The sequence below is a fragment of the Thermosynechococcus sp. QS41 genome, assembly GCF_031583515.1.
Classification (GTDB): Bacteria; Cyanobacteriota; Cyanobacteriia; order Thermosynechococcales; family Thermosynechococcaceae; genus Thermosynechococcus.
Window position 1 is genome coordinate 1642391 of sequence record NZ_CP134181.1, and the last position, 19761, is coordinate 1662151.

Genomic DNA, 19761 nt, shown 5'->3' on the forward strand with positions numbered 1-19761 from the left:
GGATGTGTCTGTGGTCAACCAGAATCCACCATTTATGCTGAATCAGCCAGCAATGGCTCAGTCTTGGATCAAGCCCTGCCAAGTGGTCTTCTTCTGGAAACGCAGTGGCTTTTGTGGGGCTTTGGATTCAAGGCTTTTTACTGTTGGAGGTCGCTGATGAAAAATATTGTTGCGCTGGTGCCAGGGGGTATTGGGGATCAAATTTTGTTTTTTCCTACCCTCGACGACCTCAAAACCCACTTTCCGAATAGTCAAATTGATGTGGTTGTTGAACCCCGTGCGGTTGCTGCCTACCAACTGAGTCCTACAGTCCACCAAGTGATTCCCTTTGACTTCAAAGACCGCAATGCCTTGGCTGAGTGGGTAAACCTGATTGGTATGTTGCGGGATGGGGAGTACGACGCCATTCTCTCCTTGGGGCGCAGTAAGGCGGTGCGCTTTTTGCTGTGGCTGACGGGGATTCCCAAGCGCGTGGGCTTTGCGAAGCTCAATCCCTTGGGATTTCTCACCGATGCGGTACCTGTCAACCTTGATCAATACAGCGCCGCCACCTACCACGACTTACTGCAAGCCTTTGGTATCACTACCCCCTGTCCCCTGCCCAAGGCCGTGATTGCTGAGGCGGATCAACAGTGGGCAACGGCAGAGCAGCAACGCCTAGGAATTACTGGGCGGTATCGCCTCTTGCACGGTGGCTCAAGTCAGATGGCACTTACCAAGGGAATTAACAAAATTTACCCCCCCGCTGCTTGGGTTGAGGTCGTCCAGACGCTGCAACAGCAGGAGCCGCACCTGCCCTTTATCGTGGTCTGCGGGCCTGAAGATCACGCATGGGTGAGTGCGCTAACACAGGCGCTACCGGAGATTAAGATTAGCCGTCCTCCAGACTTGCGCAAACTGGCAGCTTTAATGCAACAGGCACAACAGATTCTCTGTACCGACAGTGGCCCGATGCACATTGGCGTGGCGGTGGGTACTCCCCTTGTGGCGCTTTTTGGCCCTACGGATCCTGCCAAACTCCTGCCCAACGATCCGCGCTTTCGAGCCGTCAAATCCCCTACTGGCAACATGGCCGATATTCCCGTGTCAGCCGTGATTGAGGCGGCTCGCCATGGCTAGACCGGCTGTCTTTCTCGATCGCGATGGCGTGCTGAACCAAGAGGTGGGCTATATTCACCGCCTTGAGGACTTACAGCTCATCCCCGGTGTGGCTCAGGCAGTGCGACGGCTCAATGATGCGGGGTGGTTTTGCTGCTTAGCCTCCAATCAATCAGGTCCTGCGCGAGATTATTACAGCATCGATCATGTTCATGCCCTGCACCACAGACTTCAGGAGTTGCTAGCCGCCAGTGCCGGTGCGGTGTTGGATGCGGTTTATTTCTGTCCTGATCTCAGCCGTCCTGAAGGGGGAGTGGTTGCCGACTATGCGGGCTGGACAACATGGCGCAAACCCAATACAGGAATGCTCGTAGCGGCCGCTTGGGATCATGATTTAGATCTCAGCCGCAGTGTCATGGTGGGGGACAAAGCCACCGATATTGATCTGGCGCGGAATGCCGGCTGCTATGGGATTTTAGTACAAACCGGCTTTGGCGATCGCGTTCTTGAGGGGAGTTACCAGCACGCCAGTCGGCCCGATTACATTGCAGCAGATTTAGCCGCTGCCGTAGAGTGGATTTGTACGCACCTTCCACCCCGTTAGGGATGACTTCATCGCCAGACCATACCAAGTTTCCCCTAGCCTTACTCTCACTTGTGGTATTGGGCTACGTCCTTGTGGGCTGGTATTTGTCTGCCTATCCTTGGATGTGGTCAGCCTATGCCTCTTTATTTGCAGCAATTCTGACAGTGTTTGTCGTGGGGGGCACCTCTAGCCTGTTGCGATCGCGCCAGAGCAACCCTAGAAATATCTTTAGTAGCTTAATTATGCGCGTGGGCACCCCCAGTCTCTTTACAGTACTGGTGCTGAGTACCGCTGTCACCCTTGCCATTATTGCCTTTCACGTCTTTAGTGTGATTGCCATTCTCATTGGCACCGAAATTCTTGTGCGCATTGAAATGAAAGCTGCTGGCTACCAGAACTGGCAAATTATGCTAGTGCTGATTCAAATGGCGATTTTAGGAGTGTTCATTGGCTGGAGCATTGGGCATTACTTGCTGCCATCCTCTTCAGGGCAATCATTATTGTTCTTAGTCCTAAAGGAGTAAACTTTCTAAGGCACGTAGATTCGTAATGCACAAGCTCTCTTGATTGCGGCGAATAATGCCCTTGCGCTCCAGTTTCCCCAACACCCGTGTCACCGTTTCCCGCGCCATGCCACTGAGACTACTTAATTCACGGTGGGGTAGATTGGGAATTTCTAGGCCATCGGCTCCCTGTCGCCCTTGACCATCCGCCAAAAACAGCAGAATATCGGCCACCCTTGACGTACTATCCGATTCCCGCAGCCGCAGCCGCCGATTCAGTTGCCGGAGCCGTCGTGCCATCAACTTGGCGAGGCGTATGCCCGCTTGAGGTTCAGTATTGACAAGATTGACAAAATCCGTCGCGGGCATATTGGCCACAACTGTCGGTGTTAGGGTAATCACATCCGTTGAGCGGGGCACTTCCTCTAGGGGAGCCATTTCGCCAAAGAGTTCGCCGGGACCGAGGATATTCAGGGTGACTTCTTTGCCATCAATGTTGTAGGTGCGAATTTTGACCCAGCCACTGAGGATAAAGTAAACCGATGTGCCCCAATCATTCTCCAGCAAGATGACTCGGTTGGCGGGATGCTGACGTGTCACTACATGGGCTAGGGCTTTCTCCACCACTGCCTGCGGTAAATCCCGAAAAAAGGGTGTATTTTGTAAAGATAATTCAGGTGCAGGAGAACTACGCCGTTCTTGCATAAAGGTCAAGGCCGAGAGGGCGAGGGCAGAGGCTGAGCAGATAGGTCGTCAGGCGTTGCAGGGAAATCAACACCTGTGATCTTACCATTGCTATCCATGATCACAATCAATGTATCTGTCACCTTAGCAAACGCTACCTTGACACTAACAATATTGCCATTGCTCTTGCTGCCAAGGCGCTCCTTGTAGGCACCAACCCGCTTCAGGAACCTTGCTTTGCGTTTCTCTAATCGTTTGAGCGGAAACTCTTTTTGTAGTTGCGGGTGCAAATAGCTCCACGCCAAGTCAAAGTTATTGCCAAACAGGGCATCAACAAATTGTTCAGCAGTTTGGATTTGAGTTTGCTCACTGACACTGATGACGGCTGGGGACTCCCCACGGGCGATCGCTGGCCACAGAGAGGAAGATACCCCCCATAGGAATGCCAAGGTCAAAACTGTTAATGGTGAAAAAGACTGCCCCATAATTTTTTAAGTTTTTTTATGGTTTTCTGAGGGTTTAAGGCGAAACGAATTTCTGAATATCATACCGCCTTTTGCAGAGGGATTGAGTGAGGTCGCGATCGCCCTGAGGCCGCCGTCCCGTCCAAGAAAAGCAATCCACATATCTCTTATCAATTCTCGACGCAGACTTGGCTCTATAGATGACTGATTCTTCAGGTCTTCAGGCATCCGGGGGAAACTGCTGCGGAGTGTAAAGTTTATTAAAGCCCTTGACTCCTTTGGTTAGCCTTCGTCACAATGAGTTCCATAGGTTAGGACTTGAATTTTATCCTCGTGAGCGGTTTGTCATAACTGCGAGTGAGTAGGTTGTGCCAATGCTAGAAACCCTTGAATTTGTGATTTATCCCGATGGCCGTGTCGTTGAAACGGTGACGGGAATTTCTGGGGCATCCTGTGCTGAGGTGACTGCTGCCATTGAAGCGCAGCTGGGGTGTGTCATTAGCCAACAGCCCACCGCAGAATACTACGCTCCCCAAGAGGAAGAAAATCAATTGGTTGTTCAATCTGTCCCCTCCCAGTGGTAATCGTTGAGGATTGGTGATCCATGTCGCACTTCAGCCAAATCAAAACCCAAATTCGCAGTTTACCCGCCCTACAGGCTGCCCTAACGGACTTGGGCTTACCATGGCAATCTGGCTGCCAAGAAGTGCGCGGCTTTCGCGGTCAAACCCAAACGGCTCAAGTCGTTGTTCCCCAAGATAATGGCTATGACATTGGCTTTCGCTGGAATGGCACCGAGTATGAGCTAGTGGCGGATTTGGAGTTTTGGCAGCAGGCATGGTCAGTGGATCGCTTCTTGAATAAAGTCACTCAGCGCTATGCCTACCATGCGGTGTTGCAATCCGCTACTGAGCAGGGCTTTCAAGTGCAGGCCACAGAACAGCAGGCCGATGGTAGTGTCAAGGTCGTGCTGCAACGCTGGCGTTCCTAGCCGGTCAAAATAATGGATAGGCAGATGGGTCAGCCCCTTGGCTTAGAACCAGAGCTTGGCGGTCAACTGCGCCAAAGTGAACCTCGCAGCGGCTACGAACCTGAACTCGGAGGAACCCATCGCCAACGCGGTGTCTATGTCGATGAAATTACCTGTATTGGCTGCAAGCACTGTGCCCATGTGGCTCGTAATACTTTCTACATTGAGCCGAACTACGGGCGATCGCGGGTGGTACGCCAAGAGGGTGACCCCCTTGAACTGATTCAAGAAGCCATTGATACCTGTCCCGTTGATTGTATCCACTGGGTAGATTACACGGAATTAAAACGGCTTGAGAAAGAACGCCTTGAGCAGGTGGTTCCCCTTGCCGGTTTTCCCATTGATCCAGCCACCACGCACCGCAAGAAACGGCGATCGCCCCCTAGGACTGAATAGCATCCTCGGGCATCACAATCAGCGTCGTTCCCTGACGGCCAATGATAATCACCCGCTGATGTTCGGGAATGGCCAAGCGGGGATCATCACAGCGAGCTTGCCAAGAAATCCCTTCGTACAGCACTCGCCCCGTCTCGCCAGCGGGGATTTTCGTAAGTGTTTCCGCCTCGGCGGCTTCCTTGAGGACGGGGGGAACTCGCTTTGGTTGATACCGCCGCAGGAGAAAGACCACCACAACAGAGAGCACCATCCAAAGGAGAATCTGTATTGAAAAGCTGGGAATCAGAAACGAGAGAAAGGCAACAATCAGGGCGCTGAGGCCGAGGGTGGCTTCCATAAAAGCCGTCGGCAAAACAAGCTCCATCACAAAAAGAATGATGGCAACAATTAACCAAATCCAAAAGGGAGACAGGGGCATTGCTCTTATCACCCAAGGCAGCCACTTCAACGATAGCTCAAACTCTGCGGCTACAGCGAGCAGGTTTAACCGTTTTGAGTGTGTTCAATTCTTGCGAAAGAGTTGTACTGGAACTTACAAGAGTCCCACTGCGTCAAGAGAGCCAGCACTCAAGAGAGATTCATCCGATTCTGTACAATAATGACTTCAATGAGGCGAACAACGATGACGGATCTATTCATTCCCCTCCTGGTGGGACTTCTCACCCTTGGACTGTTGACCAGTTGGCTATGGCGACCGACAGCAACGCCAGTTTCCCGTGCTGAACAGGTCAATACCCCTGATTTTGTTGCCGATGCGCCGCCGCCGGATGATGAAGGAACACCGCCCCGCCGTGGATAGGCTAGGATTTTCCTAGGGGCTTCTAGAAGAATGATTGAGTGATCAAGCAGCTTTGGGCAGCAGGACGGCGGTTTCAGGCGGGTTTCTTTGCCTTTGGTCGTGGTCTTTTTTTTATCGCCCGTTATCGTCTTTGGGGCTATCTACTGTTACCTGCCTGCTTGAGCCTTGTTCTGGGGGTAACGCTTATCATTGCTGCTTTCTGGGCTGTTCAAGTCATTGGTGATTATTGGTTTGTGGATGGGGAATGGCAGTGGCTCTACCAAGGGTTCATTGATATTTTGGCAACCCTCATTGCTGTCTTTTTGGCCCTAATTGGCTATCAAACGCTGATTCCCCTTGTGGTGATTCCTTTCCTTGGTCCGCTGCTCAACCGTGTTGAAAAAATTACCACGGGACAAACGATTGAGGTGGGGTGGCGGCGCGATCTATTCAACGCTATTATCGGTGGTTGGTTTGCGCTGCGGGATGCAGTGTTGCAGGTGATCTTCCTGCTGCTTTCATTTCTAACGGGGCCGCTGCAACCTATCGTGATGGCGATCGTTAACAGTTTCTTTCTAGGGCGAAGCAGCTTTGATTACCTCCTTGAAAAACACAGCACCTCTTTGAGAGAGCGCAAGCTCTTGACCCGTGCCTATACGCCACAAATCTATGGCCTTGGTTTGGCGCAGTTTTTGGGGCTGCTGATCCCCTTCGTCGGTTTGGTGCTCGTACCACCCGTGGGAGTTGTGGCTGCTGCTTTACTGATTCAAGATCATCCACCGCAACAACAGTTGATGGCAGCGAATGCGGTTTCTCGGCGTTGATCTGGCTTGGAAAGGAGGGGCATCAGGGTACTGCTGTTTGCAGTGGCAGGGGCAAGATTTGGCGGTGGTCGCTTGCGATCGCTCCCGTGATACGGATGAACTTTTGGCATGGATTGATCGCGATGCACCCTCTGCGCAAGCAGCCATGGTGGCGGTGGATGCCCCCCTCATTATTCCCAATTCGCGGGGAATGCGTACCTGCGATCGCCAAGCCCATCAAGTCCTTGGGCGGTATCATGCCGGCTGCTATCCTGCGAATCAGCAGTCCCCCTTTGCGCAGCACACCACGGGTTTTAGTCAAGCCCTTAGCCAACGGGGGTTTCGCCATGCGCCTACGATCGCCCCCCAAGCACACGGGCGATTTCAAATTGAAGTCTTCCCCCATGCCACGGCGATCGCCCTCTTTCAGCTTGACCAAATCATTAAATACAAAAAAGGCCGCCTTGCAGAACGAGCCAAAGGGTTAGCCAAGCTTAGGGATTTAATGGCCACCCAGCTTCCCCACTGTGAGCCACCCTTAGCACTAGAACTCACTATCGAAATCCCCAGCAACGGGCGAGACCTCAAGGCTCTTGAAGATCAACTCGATGCCGTTCTCTGTGCCTACACGGCAGCCTATTGGTGGTATTGGGGGCGCGATCGCCACTGGGTTTTGGGTGGTGAGTCTTTTTCCCCAAAGCCAGCATCAACCGATGCCTACTTAAAAACTGGCTATATTGTTGTTCCGCGTGCCTAGCTTTCGCGATTGCGGTAGCGTTGCAGTTCCGTGCGTAGAGCAGCAATTTCCGCCCGCAAATCATCAATGAGGGCTTGCCAATCCACCCCACTCCGAGGCACCACCATTTCTGCCTCTTGACGGGCACGAGCTTGCACCTCTTCCATGAATTGATGGAGCCGCTGCTGCTGTTCGGCATCAAATCGCCCCAGTTGACTTAGGAATTCCACAAATAGATGCTGCGCCTGATCACGCAGGAGCGTTGCAGTTGCTCGACCAAGGAAAAAGGCATCCAGCGGCGATTGACTCATAGGAGTGTCATGACCTCGTAAGTTGCTGCTCTCAATCCCTGAGTGTAACAAAGTTTTACAGTAAACAGATCTCGCTCTCTGCCGATTCTCCCCTTTTTGCCTATAGGACAGATAAGAAATTCTTTGATGTTTTCCCTAGACCGATTGTCTCCGCTAAAGCATAGAATTATATCAATTAAATATTTTCTTACCATAGCTACAAGTTATGAGGATGCTCCCATAGGGAGTGCTCTTAACAGCGATTTCGCTATGACACCCTCTCTAGATTCGCCAAAAGGGGCAGAAATGCTAACAAATTTAGTTAATCGAGTTCACTTTCGCTATTGGCGCGGCGATCTCTTTGGTGGGCTGACTGCCGCCATTGTCGCCTTGCCGATGGCCTTGGCCTTTGGGGTCACCTCTGGGGCTGGTGCAACGGCGGGACTGTACTGCGTCGTCTTTCTTGGCTTTTTTGCGGCTCTCTTTGGGGGCACGCCAACACTCATTTCCAATCCGACAGGGCCGATGACCGTCGTGATGACGGCAGTGATCACCCGCCTGACCAGTGAATATCCCGAACAGGGGTTATACATGGCTTTTACGGTGGTAATGCTGGCGGGCTGTTTTCAAATCCTCTTTGGTCTGTTGCGGTTGGGTAAATACATCACCCTCATGCCCTACACCGTGATTTCTGGCTTTATGTCGGGAATTGGCCTGATCATGATCCTGCTGCAAATTGGTCCCCTGTTGGGGCACAGCAGTAAAGGGGGGGTCTTGGGGGCAGTGCAAAACTTGCCAGAGTGGATTCAAGCCCTGAACTCGGCTGCCCTTACCTTGGGCTTGTTCACCCTCGGACTCATTTATTTCACGCCCCAGAAAATTCGGCGAATTGTGCCGCCACAGCTTCTCGCCTTGGTTTTAGGCACGATTTTGTCAATGGTGTTTTTTGCGGATGCCGGTTTGACCCGCATTGGCACGATTCCCACGGGGCTGCCAGCGTTTGTGCCGCCGACGTTTACACTGCCTGCGCTGAAAACGATGATTGTGGACGGGGCAATGCTGGGGATGCTCGGCTGTATTGATTCGCTCCTGACCTCGGTGATTGCCGATAGCATTACCCGCACCCAGCACGATTCCGATAAGGAACTGATTGGCCAAGGTATTGGTAACCTACTGTCCGGCTTATTTGGTGGTCTGCCCGGTGCCGGTGCCACGATGGGCACAGTGGTAAATATTCAAGCGGGTGGACGCACCTGCTTATCGGGCATGATCCACGCTGTCATTCTACTGATGGTGGTGCTGTGGGCTGCGCCTTTGACGGAACCGATTCCCAATGCCGTGTTGGCGGGGATTCTGATCAAGGTGGGGATTGACATCATTGACTGGAATTTTCTCAAACGTGCCCACCTCTTGTCCCTGCGGGCGGCCTTCATTATGTATGGCGTGATGCTGCTGACGGTCTTTGTGGATTTGATTGTGGCGGTGGGTGTGGGTGTCTTTATTGCCAATATGCTGACGATCAAGCGCTTGGCGGATCTGCAATCGGAGGATGTGAAGGCGATTACCCACGCCGATGATCAAACGCCCCTCACCCCCGAGGAAAAAGAACTCTTCCGCGAAGCCAAGGGTCAACTGTTGCTCCTCCACCTTGGGGGTCCGATGAGTTTTGGCTCCGCTTGGGCAATTTCCCAGCGGCAGGCGATCATGTCGGACTATAAGGTGCTGATTCTGGATGTCAGCAGTGTGCCCCTGTTGGGGGTAACGGCAACGTTGGCCATTGAGTCACTCATCCAAGAGGCACAAAAGCATCGTTTAGCAATTTTTCTCGTGAATGGTTCGGCGGATAAGGTGCAACAGCGGCTGCAACGCTTCCGTATTTTGGATCGGTTGCCGGCAGACCATGTGGTGAGCGATCGCCGACAAGCCCTCGAAAAGGCCATTCAGTTTCTCCACCAACCGGAGGAATTGCTGGAGGTGACAACGGGCAGCTACGAATAACGGGAGACCGCCGGGTTGCCCTGCACATACCACCGCCACGGAATCTCCTGACCTTGGGAAATACCAATGCGAGTGGTTTGTACCACAGGGGCTGTCAGGGGTTGGGGCGGCTTTTCTAACCAGAGGCCGCTCTCTTTCCCTAGCATCAAGCCCGAAAGCTGGCGATCGATCCCCAAGACTTGGCACAGTTTCCCCGGACCAGCAGCACTGCGGGGGGGCAAGGGCGGACTGAGCATCTCAAGGGCACGAATGAGAACAGCACTGGCAAAATTGGGGCGATCGCTGGCGATATTCAGGCAGTGGTGAATGCCATAGATTTGATAGACATAGATTGTCCCCGGTGCCGCAAACATCGGGGCGTTGCGAGCCGTTTGGCGACGGTAGCCATGACACGCGGGGTCGCCGGCCATATAGGCTTCAGTTTCAACAATACGGCCGCGGTAGAGTTGACCATTGGCCTGCTGTCGCACGAGAAGACACCCCAGTAATTCTTGGGCAACCACTGGGGCAGGGCGAGCCAACCACTCAAGGGGCAGACACTGATCTCGCTCAATGGGAACCCTTCTCAAGCAACAAATCCTCCATCAAGGCATGGCGCACGGGGGCATTCAAGCCAGAGACGGTGTAGAGCATGGCTTCGCGATAGAGACGCTGCACCGTGTGACTGAGCATCAAGGCACTGCCACCCGTCGTCATCAGGGCAGCCTGAGCCGCTTGGACGGCAAGGTGAATGGCTGCGGCGCGCAGTTGTGCATGGTGGGGGGGATTCAGGTTCTCTAGCTCTTCTTGAATCTGGTCGTAAAGGCGGTGCCAGCGATCGCGAAAGTGGTGATAGAGGTCTTTGGCGTCGGCACTCTCAGCGAGAATCTGCAAACTGGCACGGCCACAACCCATGGGGGCGGCACTGCCCCGCAGCAATTGCTGGCGATCGCGGACGGCCATCCAATCCACCTCACTGATACCCACTACATCTTCCGGCGGGACTAACCAATCCACCACTTCTGCTTGCACCGTTTGAGTTGAGGGCACAGCGGCCAAGGGCAAGGGCAATGAGAGGTGCAAAATTCCGCCAGTGGCCTGTTGGGCATTGATAAAGGGCATGAGGGCAAAGAGAAGACGCTGATCCGGTAGGGGAGCTGCGGCGACAAACATCGTCATGTGCTGAAAGCCACTGAGCCAAGGCAGTGTTCCCCGCAAGAGGTAGCCCTCGCTGGTCGGTTGAGCTTGTAGATCCACTGGGTTGTGGCGTAGGTGGGAAAAGCTGACACCAATCAACATCTGTCCCTTCATTAAGTCCGCCAAGTAGGTTTGGGCAACGTTCCCTTCAGGATGTTCAAGAATGATCCCCAAGGCGGATTGATGTTGTGCCACCAAAAAGGCAAGGGCACCGGAGGTTTGCGCTAGTTGCAAGTTCAAATGCCACAGGGTACGGCGATCGCACCCCAATCCCCCCCTTGCCTTGGGTACCGCCAAACGAAAAATGCCCAAATTCCCTAGGGCTTGCAGACTTTCCGATAAAAGGGACTTTTGCTGATCAATGCGGTTGGCAATTGGCGCAACAACGGTACTGAGGTAGGTCTGAATGTCCTCTAGGAGAGGCTGCGCTGCGGGGTCAGCAAAGACCAAGGCATCCATAGTTTAGGAGTACGCCAGATGGGCACGGGGGTTGTAGGACTCAATGGCCTGAAGTTGCCGGTAGAGATCGCGTTCAGCATCACTCAGTTGGGGCGGCAGTGTAATGACAATTTCCACCAGTTGGTCACCGCGATCGCCATCGGGGCGAGGATAGCCCTTACCCGCCAGTCGCAAACGTTGGCCTGTGCGCACCCCTGCTGGCACCATCATTTTCACCCAACCATCGAGGGTCGGGGCTTCAATTTGGCCGCCGAGGGCAGCCTCACTGGGGGTCACGGGGAGTTCACAGACAATGTCGTAGTCCTCAAGGCGAAAGAGGGGATGGGGCGTCACTTGAATTTTCAGATAGAGATCACCTCCACCCGTACCTTGACCCCGCAGCCGAATCCGCTGACCCGTAACCATCCCCGGTGGCAGCGTCACTTCTAAGGAGCGCCCATCCCCAAGGCGAATCCGCTCCCGTCCCCCTTCGTAGGCCTTCTCGAGGGGGATTTCTAGGGTGGCTTCAGCGTCGCGACGACTCACAGCGGTATAGGCGGTTTTGACGGTGCCGGGGCGAAAGTAGTCTGTGTCTATCGTAGGCGAGCGACGGGGGGGATCCGCAGCAACCGTAGAGGTGCGGGGCGATCGCCGACCCAACAGTTGATCCAAAAACTCTTGAAAATTATCTTCACTGAGGTCGGGTTCTTCCCTGACACTGGTGCCATTGCGCCGAGCCATAGTGGTACGTTGGGAAGGGCGAGTGCGAAAGCCGGGCTGTGACCAATATTCACCGTAGCGATCGTATTGCTCACGGCGAGCCGGATCACTTAGGACTTGGTAGGCTTCACTAATGTCTTTGAACTTCTCTTCAGCAGCGCGATCGCCCGGATTCATATCGGGATGATACCGCCGCGCCAGCCGCCGATAGGCACGTTTAATTTCCTCAGTGCTCGCACCTCGATCCACGCCCAAAAGCTGGTAGTAATCTCGAAAATTACGCATCGACAGTCCTATCTACACTCACAGTTGCGGCAAACAATGCAAACAAGTTCTACCAGTCGTCGTCATCCCAATCCTCCCATGCGGCTGAATCACTGCGCTGGGAATACCCCCGAGAACGCCGCGTCCGGGGTGGCTCATCCCACTCATCCTCATAATCGTCACGCCGCCGCTCTCGACCCCGCACCGCATCAAGGCCTTTATTGACTGCTTCCTTGAGGTTGGGCAGCTTAAAGACATCCTCATCGTCTTCCAATGCTTCTTCGCTGAGGCGCAGTTGGCGGACAAAGTCGTAGAGCCGCTCTTCAAGAGCCGCATAGGTGAGGTCAATCTGGCGATCGTCCTCATTGCGAATGGCCTCCTGCAATTGCCGCACCAGAGCCTCAATACTCCGGCGCTGATCAGCGGCAAATTGATAGCCAAATTCCTGAGCCGCTTCCCGCAACTGACGTTCAGCGCGGTGAATCAAATCTTGGGCACGGTTGCGCTTCTCAATGCGTGCCCGCCGCTGGCGATCGCCCGCTGCATTGGACTCCGCATCCAAGAGCATCTGCTGAATTTCCTCTTCACTCAGGGTTGATGCCCCCTGAATCACCACACTTTGCTCACGACCGCTAAAGCGATCCAAGGCCACCACTTGGAGCAGGCCATTGGCATCCAAGTCAAAGGATACTTGAATTTGGGGCACCCCCCGAGGCGCTGGCGGAATTCCCGTTAACTTAAAGCGTCCCAAGGACTTATTGTGTTCTGCTAGTTCCCGCTCCCCTTGAACGACGTGGATTTCCACTTGGCTTTGGTTATTTTCTGAGGTTGAGAAAATATCGGAGCGGCGCACCGGAATCGTTGTATTGCGGGGAATCAGCACCTTCGTGACGCCGCCAATGGTTTCCACCCCTAAGGAAAGGGGGGTTACATCCAGCAGCAGGATATCCTTCATATCCCCGGCGAGAATGCCTGCTTGAATGGCGGCACCAACAGCCACCACCTCATCGGGGTTGACATTTTGGTTGGGTTCACGGCCAATCATCTGCCGCACCAGATCCTGCACCATGGGCATCCGCGTCGCACCACCCACCAGCACCACGGCATCAATTTGAGCGGGGGTTAAATGGGCATCCATCAGTGCCTGTTCGACCGGATAGCGCAGCCGTTGCAGCAGGTCTTGGCTCAGGTCTTCAAATTGGCGACGACTGAGGGTGGTTTCAATGTGTTTTGGCCCATCCGCTGTGGCGGTGACAAAGGGCAGATCGATATTGGTTTCCAGTAAGCCTGAAAGTTCAATTTTGGCTTTTTCGGCAGCATCGGTGAGCCGTTGTAGCGACTGGCGATCGCGCCGTAAATCAATGCCCTCTTTGGCGAGGAAGTCTTCGGCTAGCCAGTCCACAATCAACTTATCAAAGTCATTGCCCCCCAGTTGGGTATCGCCGCTGGTGGCCTTCACCTCAAACACGCCATCGCCAACATCGAGAATGGAGACATCAAAGGTGCCACCGCCAAGGTCAAAAACGAGAATCGTCTGCTCCTTCTGGCGATCGAGGCCATAGGCAAGGGCTGCTGCCGTCGGTTCATTAATAATCCGCCGCACATTCAGACCCGCAATCCGCCCAGCATCACGGGTGGCTTGCCGCTGTGAATCATTAAAGTAGGCGGGGACAGTGATCACCGCATCGGTGACGGGTTCCCCTAGATAGCGGCTGGCATCCTCCACCAGCTTGCGCAAGACCATGGCTGAAATTTCTTCGGGGGCAAATTCCCGTTGCAATCGTGGGCACTTGATGCGCACTTTACCCGATTCATCGCGGCGAATGGTATAGGGTACCCGCTTGGATTCAGCCGTCAGTTCACTGTATTCGCGGCCAATAAACCGCTTCACGGCATAGAAGGTGTTTTGGGGATTGAGCACCGCCTGTCGCCGCGCCAACTGACCCACAAGGCGCTCGCCATCTTTGCCAAAGGCCACCACAGAGGGGGTGGTGCGGGAGCCTTCTGCATTGGCAATCACAACGGGTTTTCCCCCTTCCAACACAGCAATGACGGAATTGGTTGTCCCCAAATCAATGCCAACAATTTTGCCCATGCCGTTTGAACGACTCCGCACTGGTTAGAATAAATGAATAGCGTTATAGTAACGGATTATTTACCCTTTGTTACGCTTATTCGATTGTACGAGATCTGCCCCAGACCGTCAGAGAATCACTCTTTCCCCTGTGCTGCGCGATCGCTACTCAGTCCCCACACCTCCCATTCACCGCTGCTCATCTTTTGAAGTCTAGCGGTAAGATGACAGGCAAGAGGTTGCAGCACAGCTTATCAACTGTTGCTACGCCCAATTCCGAGAAGGAGACCGTTCTATGTTACACCGCAAGCTTTATCAACTCTATACCGACGGCCAAGAAGTCTGGATTTACTTGCGGGATCAACAACGCCTGATTGACCGGGCACGCATTGTGGACATCGAAGGGAATGTTGTTACCATCCGCTACGAAACGGAGGAAGACGACGAAGTGTGTGCTTGGGAAGAGATCGTCAATATCGAAAGCATTGGCTCGATTTCACGGCGGCTCGCAGCAGTTCCGCGGGGTTATGCGGAGTTACCCATTGCGGATGAGTGTCCAGAGGCGGAGCAACTGCCGAAGCATTCCTCGGAAACCGAACATGAGCGTTGATTCTTGCCCATGCGCTCAGCCCCCGTTGTGGAGGAGATAGCCACGATTGATGCCCAGTACATGGGGCGCTGCCTTGAGTTAGCCGCTCGTGCCAAAGGCTGTACGGCTCCGAATCCCCTCGTGGGCTGTGTGATTGTGGCGGAGGGACGGGTGATTGGGGAGGGGTTTCATCCCAAGGCAGGGGAACCCCATGCCGAGGTTTTTGCCCTGCGCAGCGTCAGCGAGAGCGATCGCCCCCTCCTCAGCAAGGCCACCCTCTACGTCAATCTTGAACCCTGCAACCACTATGGCCGCACGCCCCCCTGTACCGAGGCGATTATAGCGGCGGGTATTCCCAGGGTGGTGGTGGGCATGATTGATCCGAATCCCCAAGTAGCGGGGGCGGGGGTAGAACGGCTGCGCTCAGCGGGCATAGAAGTCACCGTCGGCGTGCGGGAAGCAGAGTGTCAACGCCTGAACGAAGCGTTTGTTCATCGGGTGCGCTATCAGCGTCCCTTTGGCATTTTCAAATACGCCATGACCCTCGATGGCAAAATTGCCTCCAGTGCCGGCCACAGTCTCTGGGTGAGTGGTGAAGCCGCACGCGCCATGGTGCATCAACTGCGCTCTGAATGCGATGCCGTGATTGTGGGGGGCAATACCGTGCGTCTGGATAATCCCCTTTTGACCTCGCGCCATGAGCGCAATCCCCTACGGGTGGTAATGAGTCGTACCCTTGATCTACCGCCGAATGCCTCTTTGTGGGAAACGACCACGGCTCCAACATTGGTGGTTACCGCTGCTTCACCCCAACATCCCCTCATTCCCCAATTGCAGGCACGGGGCGTGGAGGTGGTGCACCGAGAGCCGCTAACACCGACCACCGTTATGGCAGAGCTGCATCAACGGGGCATTATGACGGTGCTTTGGGAGTGCGGCGGTTCCCTTGCAGCGGCAGCGATCGCCGAAGGCATGGTACAGAAAGTGTGGGCATTTATTGCGCCAAAAATTATTGGTGGCTCCGATGCCCCCGCCCCAGTGGCCGATCTCGGCTTAACCAAGATGAATGAGGCCTTGTGCCTCGAGGACGTGACTTGGCAAACCGTGGGCGAGGACATTCTCGTGGTGGGCTACCTACCGCCTAGGCCTCGGGTTCCGTCACTTCAATAATGGTACAGCCCGTTTCTGTGGGGGGCGTATCCGCCTGCTCATAGAGCAAATCAATCCACAGTGACTCCGGGTAGGGCTTGCGACTAGAGACATAAAAAAGCCAATGCTGGCTGACATTGAGGGACTCGCGCCGCAGCTTGGCCATTGCCGGGGTTGTAATCAGGCGCAGAGCAGCGTTGGCATTGCGCCACTGCTCAATAATCCCAGCCGCCACCCGCAGGGTTTCCCCCTCGCTATTTTCTAATTCCAAAATGCCGTCAATGTGGATACTCTCCCACCAGTGCTGTGGATCCCGCAGATCCAATCCTTGGCCATCCATATAGTCAATGAGGTTGGGAAGATATTCGCGAATAAAGTTTTGGACAACACTAAAGGGGGGAAAAGGACGCAAGACTTTGAGGCGGCTTGCTGTTTGTTGAAACCACAGCTTGTGGTAAGTCATGGGGACAACGCTCCGTCAAAAAGGCGATCGCCAAAAATCGTTACAAACTGGTTTATTTTACCAAGCAAGCTTGCTCTAATTGTTCCTAAGAGCGAAGATGAATATGTGCCACTTTTAGCGCAATTTGGCACAAGTGTTATAGGACAATTTTGATTGAACGACCAACGCTGAGAAGGATGTCAACTGACTTATATTATTAAAAAAAACTATACACACTGATTAGCTAACTTTACTCTACTTATTCATTTATTGGAAACAATGATTTTTCTTTCATGGGCAGTAATTAAGCCCAAGTCGTGATGAATTCAGGTTTTTTGATTATTGACCAGTAGGTAGAAAATTCGTATTTTTATTTTGCAGCAAGTAATTCACCCCCCCAGAGAGGGCAGGACGAGGCAAGGGGGTGGCTTGTCATTTGGTTGTGGATTGGGTAAAGTCACCTAGAAGTTTCGTCGTGGTGCCAAAACACCCTTTGCATAAACAACAGATTGGGACAGTTTTAGGCATAGATGCGGCGAGTGGCCTCTGGCTACCTTGGACGATTGCTCATGATGTGTGTTCTCGGTTCACCGCTTTGTCGAATCACTGTCAATTTTGTGTGCGAGGAGGATTACCTTGAGCAACGATAGTCGTACCCCTACCGCCTCTCAGGATGCACCCCTTGCGTCTGCTGCTATGCTTGGTCGTTCGCTGCGCTCCCTTTGTTCCTGTCTGCCCCTGCTGGGTACCTTTGCTCTGATTCAGCCTACCCAAGCCCTTGATTTGACGACTCTTTCGGGCGATCGCGATCTGGGTTCAAAGGACATTCGCCCCGAATCTCTCAACCTCCCCTCCCTCTTCAGTACTGAAAGCCAAGACCCGCTTGCGGAATTTGAAAATCTTTTATCCGCCGACAAAACCGACCTACTCTTGGGCGTCACCCAAACGGCATGGCAACGCACCATCCAGTCCCAAGTCAGTTTTGCCCCCCTCACCCTCAGAAGACCGGCGCTGACCCTCTCTGCCTTTGCTTCCTTTGACCGTCTCAGCCGTCCTTCTGAGCCGACCTTCAAAGTGGTGGATCGGCGGGTTCGCACCGATAGCTTGGCGGATTTGGTGACGCAGGCCACCACCTCTGTTGTTGCTTCCTTGGCCATTGATACCCCCTTTGCGATGGGTGGCTCTTTGGAGCAAACCACGACGGCAGTTGAACCACAGTCCGCCGAGGGGGAAACGACTCAACTCTCGCAGCGGGTGGCAGTTGTGAACTCTCCAGCCGCATCGACCTCAACTGCAACCCTAGAGCCTGTTCCCTTTGGCCGTGCTGCTGAGCGGCGGCGGCATACCACCCCTGCCTTGGTTTCAGTCCAACAACCCCCTGCTCGCCCAGCGCTACCCCAGCCCACTGTTGCAAATCGCCCGCAAACAACAACAGTAACAGCACCAACACCTGCCACTGTACAGCCCATTGCCCCCCCTGTGCCCGTCAAGGTGGCACGCTCAATTGTGGCTCCCTCTTTACCCAGTAATCTCGACCTACCCCCTCTGCCCAACTCCGATCGCTTTCTACCTAGCCTAACCACCAACTTTATCTGGCCGGCGCGTGGTGTGTTGACCTCTGGCTTTGGTCCGCGCTGGGGACGGATGCACCGCGGGATTGATATTGCTGCTCCCATTGGCACGCCCATCTATGCTGCTGCCGCCGGTGTCGTTACCTACTCCCAATGGAATTCTGGTGGTTTCGGCAACCTGGTGGAAATTCGCCACGCCGATGGCACCCTGACGCTCTATGCCCATAACCATCGCAACTTGGTGCGCATGGGCCAATACGTTGAGCAGGGTCAGCAGATAGCCGAAATGGGCAGCACCGGTCGCAGCACAGGGCCCCACGTTCACTTTGAGATACATCCCCCAGGGCGGGGTGCGGTCAACCCAATGATCTTCCTGCAACGTAACCAAGGCTAGGCGTTGACGATCTATTTTGTGGGGGCAGGCCTAGGTTCACTTGGCTATCTCACCTTGGCAGCTTGGGTTTGTCTACAGCAGGCACAGGTGGTTCTTTACGATGCGCTTGTTTCCCCAGACCTCCTAGACCTTACACCCCCCGATTGTTTGCGAGTCGCGGTGGGCAAGCGGGCAGGGGCTGAGGCAGTTCCCCAAGCGGAAATCAACCGCCTTTTAGTGGACTACGGCCAGCAGTATGAACGGGTTGTCCGCCTCAAAAGTGGGGATGCGGGACTGTTTGGCCGTTTGCATCAGGAACTGGATGCTGTCCTAGGGGCAGGTCTAGAGGCGGTGGTGATTCCGGGTCTATCGTCAGCGCTGGCGGCACCACTGCTGGCGGGATTGTGTCTGACGGCAAAGGATGTGAGCCAGTCCGTAGCGATTCTGTCGGGACATGCGCCAGAAACCCTTCCTTGGGCAGCGATCGCCCAAATGGAGACGCTGATTTTTTTGATGGCCACCCGTTCCCTGCGATATATTGCCGAGCAATTGTTGAGGCAGGGGCGATCGCCCGCTGAGGGATTGGCCATCCTGCACTGGGCGGGGCAACCCCAGCAACAATTCTGGTTTGGCACCCTAGAGAGTTACCTGAAGACGCCTGACTTTCCAGACATGGCTCCTGCGGTCGTTGTCATTGGCGCGATCGCCCAAAAACGCTACCCTTTGGCTAGTCTAGATCTGGTCTTCCCTGAATTTTTGAAGATTTCCCCATCAGTCATGTCTCCGCTCCACGGCAAAACCATTCTCGTCACCCGGGCAGCAGCGCAAGCGAGTGACTTTACGCAGCAACTGACAGCCGCCGGTGCCACCGTTTTAGAAATGCCGACACTGGAAATCGTTCCCCCCAGTTCTTGGCAGCCCCTCGATCAGGCTTTGGCGCAACTCAATACCTTTGACTGGCTCATTCTCACGTCCCACAATGCCGTTAGCTTTTTTATGGAACGGTTACAGCATCATGGCAAGGATAGTCGTACCCTCGCCGGTCTCAAGATTGCTGTTGTTGGCGAAAAAACCGCCCAAACCCTCAGCAGTTACGGCTTAGTGGCTGACTTCACCCCCAGTGAATTTGTCGCCGATGCCCTAGTGGCAGAATTCCCAGAACCTGTAGCGGGGTTGCGTTTTCTCTTCCCACGGGTTGAAAAGGGTGGGCGACCCGTGCTAGTAGAGACCTTTACAGCGGCTGGGGCTGAGGTTGTTGAGGTGCCCGCCTACGATTCCCGCTGTCCCCAAACCGTTGATGCCCAAGTCTTAGGGGCGCTGCAAGGGGGTCAAGTGGATATGGTCACGTTTACCAGTTCTAAGACGGTGAAACACTTTTGCCAATTGGTGGGTGCGCAGGCGGCAGAGTTACTTCAGACTGTGCAGATTGCCAGTATTGGCCCGCAAACCTCGCAAACTTGTCGCGAACTCTTGGGACGGGTGGATACTGAAGCCACAGAGCATACCCTTGAGGGACTCCTTCAGGCATTATTACGGATCACTTAGTGCTTTGGGTGCACCAATCCGCTAGTGTGAAAAAAGGACTGTTGTAAGGCAATT

Annotated in this window: 23 protein-coding genes; 14 read left to right on the top strand and 9 right to left on the bottom strand. The window is 54.1% G+C overall.

Translation table 11 applies throughout. The features are described 5' to 3' along the window. Positions 1 to 156: 156 nt before the first annotated feature. The 3 genes from RHJ80_RS08070 to RHJ80_RS08080 are packed head-to-tail and all read left to right on the top strand — an operon-like array spanning position 157 to position 2208. Complete coding sequence (locus RHJ80_RS08070) at positions 157 to 1119, top strand: glycosyltransferase family 9 protein (protein ID WP_310800740.1); 963 nt, start codon at positions 157 to 159, stop codon at positions 1117 to 1119. Further along, positions 1112 to 1702 carry an HAD family hydrolase gene (locus tag RHJ80_RS08075; protein ID WP_310800741.1) on the top strand — a complete coding sequence of 197 codons (591 nt, stop codon included), beginning with the start codon at positions 1112 to 1114 and terminating at the stop codon, positions 1700 to 1702. Before RHJ80_RS08070 ends, RHJ80_RS08075 begins: the two co-directional genes overlap by 8 nt. 2 nt (positions 1703 to 1704) lie before the next feature. Then, the gene (locus RHJ80_RS08080; RefSeq protein WP_310800742.1) at positions 1705 to 2208 is read left to right on the top strand and encodes a hypothetical protein; all 504 of its coding nucleotides are present in this window, start codon (positions 1705 to 1707) and stop codon (positions 2206 to 2208) included. On the opposite strand, the gene RHJ80_RS08085 is transcribed toward RHJ80_RS08080, so the two are convergent. Beyond that, complete coding sequence (locus RHJ80_RS08085; protein WP_149818430.1) at positions 2197 to 2892, bottom strand: Crp/Fnr family transcriptional regulator; 696 nt, start codon at positions 2890 to 2892, stop codon at positions 2197 to 2199. The genes RHJ80_RS08080 and RHJ80_RS08085 overlap by 12 nt on opposite strands. Positions 2893 to 2897: 5 nt before the next feature. Beyond that, the gene (locus tag RHJ80_RS08090) at positions 2898 to 3320 is read right to left on the bottom strand and encodes a DUF3887 domain-containing protein (protein WP_310800743.1); all 423 of its coding nucleotides are present in this window, start codon (positions 3318 to 3320) and stop codon (positions 2898 to 2900) included. A gap of 389 nt (positions 3321 to 3709) precedes the next feature. Here RHJ80_RS08090 and RHJ80_RS08095 point away from each other — a divergent pair, with 389 nt between their 5' ends. From RHJ80_RS08095 to RHJ80_RS08105, 3 genes are read left to right on the top strand one after another with little or no spacing between them, the layout of a single operon-like run. Beyond that, positions 3710 to 3919, top strand: coding sequence for a DUF2997 domain-containing protein (locus RHJ80_RS08095; protein ID WP_190278215.1), 210 nt, complete (start codon positions 3710 to 3712; stop codon positions 3917 to 3919). A 20-nt stretch (positions 3920 to 3939) separates the two neighbouring features. Beyond that, positions 3940 to 4326, top strand: coding sequence for a DUF1257 domain-containing protein (locus tag RHJ80_RS08100; RefSeq protein WP_302679888.1), 387 nt, complete (start codon positions 3940 to 3942; stop codon positions 4324 to 4326). Between the two features lie 24 nt (positions 4327 to 4350). Next, positions 4351 to 4761: a ferredoxin gene (locus RHJ80_RS08105; protein WP_310800744.1), complete on the top strand. Its 411-nt coding sequence runs from the start codon at positions 4351 to 4353 to the stop codon at positions 4759 to 4761. Here the strand turns inward: RHJ80_RS08105 and RHJ80_RS08110 are convergent. Continuing rightward, positions 4748 to 5179 (bottom strand): NfeD family protein, encoded by a 432-nt coding sequence (locus RHJ80_RS08110; RefSeq protein ID WP_190278216.1) that lies wholly within the window; start codon positions 5177 to 5179, stop codon positions 4748 to 4750. The genes RHJ80_RS08105 and RHJ80_RS08110 overlap by 14 nt on opposite strands. A 204-nt stretch (positions 5180 to 5383) precedes the next feature. Between RHJ80_RS08110 and RHJ80_RS08115 the strand changes: the two genes are divergently transcribed. The 3 genes from RHJ80_RS08115 to RHJ80_RS08125 are packed head-to-tail and all read left to right on the top strand — an operon-like array spanning position 5384 to position 7099. Further along, positions 5384 to 5560 carry a hypothetical protein gene (locus tag RHJ80_RS08115; RefSeq protein ID WP_190278217.1) on the top strand — a complete coding sequence of 59 codons (177 nt, stop codon included), beginning with the start codon at positions 5384 to 5386 and terminating at the stop codon, positions 5558 to 5560. 38 nt (positions 5561 to 5598) lie between these two features. Beyond that, positions 5599 to 6363, top strand: a complete 765-nt coding sequence (locus RHJ80_RS08120) for an EI24 domain-containing protein (protein ID WP_310800745.1) — start codon at positions 5599 to 5601, stop codon at positions 6361 to 6363. After that, the gene (locus RHJ80_RS08125; protein WP_310800746.1) at positions 6344 to 7099 is read left to right on the top strand and encodes a DUF429 domain-containing protein; all 756 of its coding nucleotides are present in this window, start codon (positions 6344 to 6346) and stop codon (positions 7097 to 7099) included. The genes RHJ80_RS08120 and RHJ80_RS08125 overlap by 20 nt, the downstream gene beginning before the upstream one ends. On the opposite strand, the gene RHJ80_RS08130 is transcribed toward RHJ80_RS08125, so the two are convergent. Next, positions 7096 to 7389 carry a DUF6825 family protein gene (locus RHJ80_RS08130; RefSeq protein WP_181494369.1) on the bottom strand — a complete coding sequence of 98 codons (294 nt, stop codon included), beginning with the start codon at positions 7387 to 7389 and terminating at the stop codon, positions 7096 to 7098. The two genes, RHJ80_RS08125 and RHJ80_RS08130, sit on opposite strands and share 4 nt — an antisense overlap. Positions 7390 to 7674: 285 nt before the next feature. On the opposite strand from RHJ80_RS08130, the gene RHJ80_RS08135 reads away from it, so the two are divergent. Further along, positions 7675 to 9366 (top strand): SulP family inorganic anion transporter, encoded by a 1692-nt coding sequence (locus RHJ80_RS08135; protein ID WP_310800747.1) that lies wholly within the window; start codon positions 7675 to 7677, stop codon positions 9364 to 9366. Here the strand turns inward: RHJ80_RS08135 and RHJ80_RS08140 are convergent. Genes RHJ80_RS08140 through dnaK form a run of 4 tightly spaced genes read right to left on the bottom strand, consistent with a single transcriptional unit; the run spans position 9357 to position 14059 of the window. Further along, the gene (locus RHJ80_RS08140) at positions 9357 to 9869 is read right to left on the bottom strand and encodes a DNA-3-methyladenine glycosylase (RefSeq protein ID WP_255451731.1); all 513 of its coding nucleotides are present in this window, start codon (positions 9867 to 9869) and stop codon (positions 9357 to 9359) included. The two genes, RHJ80_RS08135 and RHJ80_RS08140, sit on opposite strands and share 10 nt — an antisense overlap. Before the next feature lie 46 nt (positions 9870 to 9915). Then, a complete protein-coding gene (locus tag RHJ80_RS08145; protein WP_310800749.1) occupies positions 9916 to 11001 on the bottom strand; it encodes an acyl-CoA dehydrogenase family protein in 1086 nt (361 codons plus the stop codon). Positions 11002 to 11004: 3 nt separating this feature from the next. Next, the gene (locus RHJ80_RS08150) at positions 11005 to 11985 is read right to left on the bottom strand and encodes a DnaJ C-terminal domain-containing protein (protein ID WP_206199748.1); all 981 of its coding nucleotides are present in this window, start codon (positions 11983 to 11985) and stop codon (positions 11005 to 11007) included. A gap of 49 nt (positions 11986 to 12034) precedes the next feature. Beyond that, entirely contained in the window at positions 12035 to 14059 is a 2025-nt protein-coding gene (gene dnaK / locus RHJ80_RS08155) for a molecular chaperone DnaK (protein ID WP_310800750.1), read from the bottom strand. Between the two features lie 274 nt (positions 14060 to 14333). Here dnaK and RHJ80_RS08160 point away from each other — a divergent pair, with 274 nt between their 5' ends. After that, on the top strand, positions 14334 to 14648 hold the full coding sequence (locus tag RHJ80_RS08160; RefSeq protein ID WP_024125163.1) for a DUF6679 family protein: 315 nt from the start codon (positions 14334 to 14336) through the stop codon (positions 14646 to 14648). Positions 14649 to 14657: 9 nt separating this feature from the next. Continuing rightward, positions 14658 to 15797 carry a bifunctional diaminohydroxyphosphoribosylaminopyrimidine deaminase/5-amino-6-(5-phosphoribosylamino)uracil reductase RibD gene (gene ribD / locus RHJ80_RS08165; protein ID WP_310800751.1) on the top strand — a complete coding sequence of 380 codons (1140 nt, stop codon included), beginning with the start codon at positions 14658 to 14660 and terminating at the stop codon, positions 15795 to 15797. Here ribD and RHJ80_RS08170 read toward each other — a convergent pair. Continuing rightward, positions 15769 to 16239 (bottom strand): hypothetical protein, encoded by a 471-nt coding sequence (locus RHJ80_RS08170; RefSeq protein WP_310800752.1) that lies wholly within the window; start codon positions 16237 to 16239, stop codon positions 15769 to 15771. The two genes, ribD and RHJ80_RS08170, sit on opposite strands and share 29 nt — an antisense overlap. 615 nt (positions 16240 to 16854) lie before the next feature. On the opposite strand from RHJ80_RS08170, the gene RHJ80_RS13195 reads away from it, so the two are divergent. Together RHJ80_RS13195 and cobA are read left to right on the top strand one after the other, a co-directional pair. Next, entirely contained in the window at positions 16855 to 18183 is a 1329-nt protein-coding gene (locus tag RHJ80_RS13195) for a M23 family metallopeptidase (RefSeq protein WP_310800753.1), read from the top strand. Between the two features lie 3 nt (positions 18184 to 18186). Next, on the top strand, positions 18187 to 19707 hold the full coding sequence (gene cobA / locus RHJ80_RS08180; RefSeq protein WP_310800754.1) for a uroporphyrinogen-III C-methyltransferase: 1521 nt from the start codon (positions 18187 to 18189) through the stop codon (positions 19705 to 19707). Positions 19708 to 19761 lie beyond the last annotated feature (54 nt).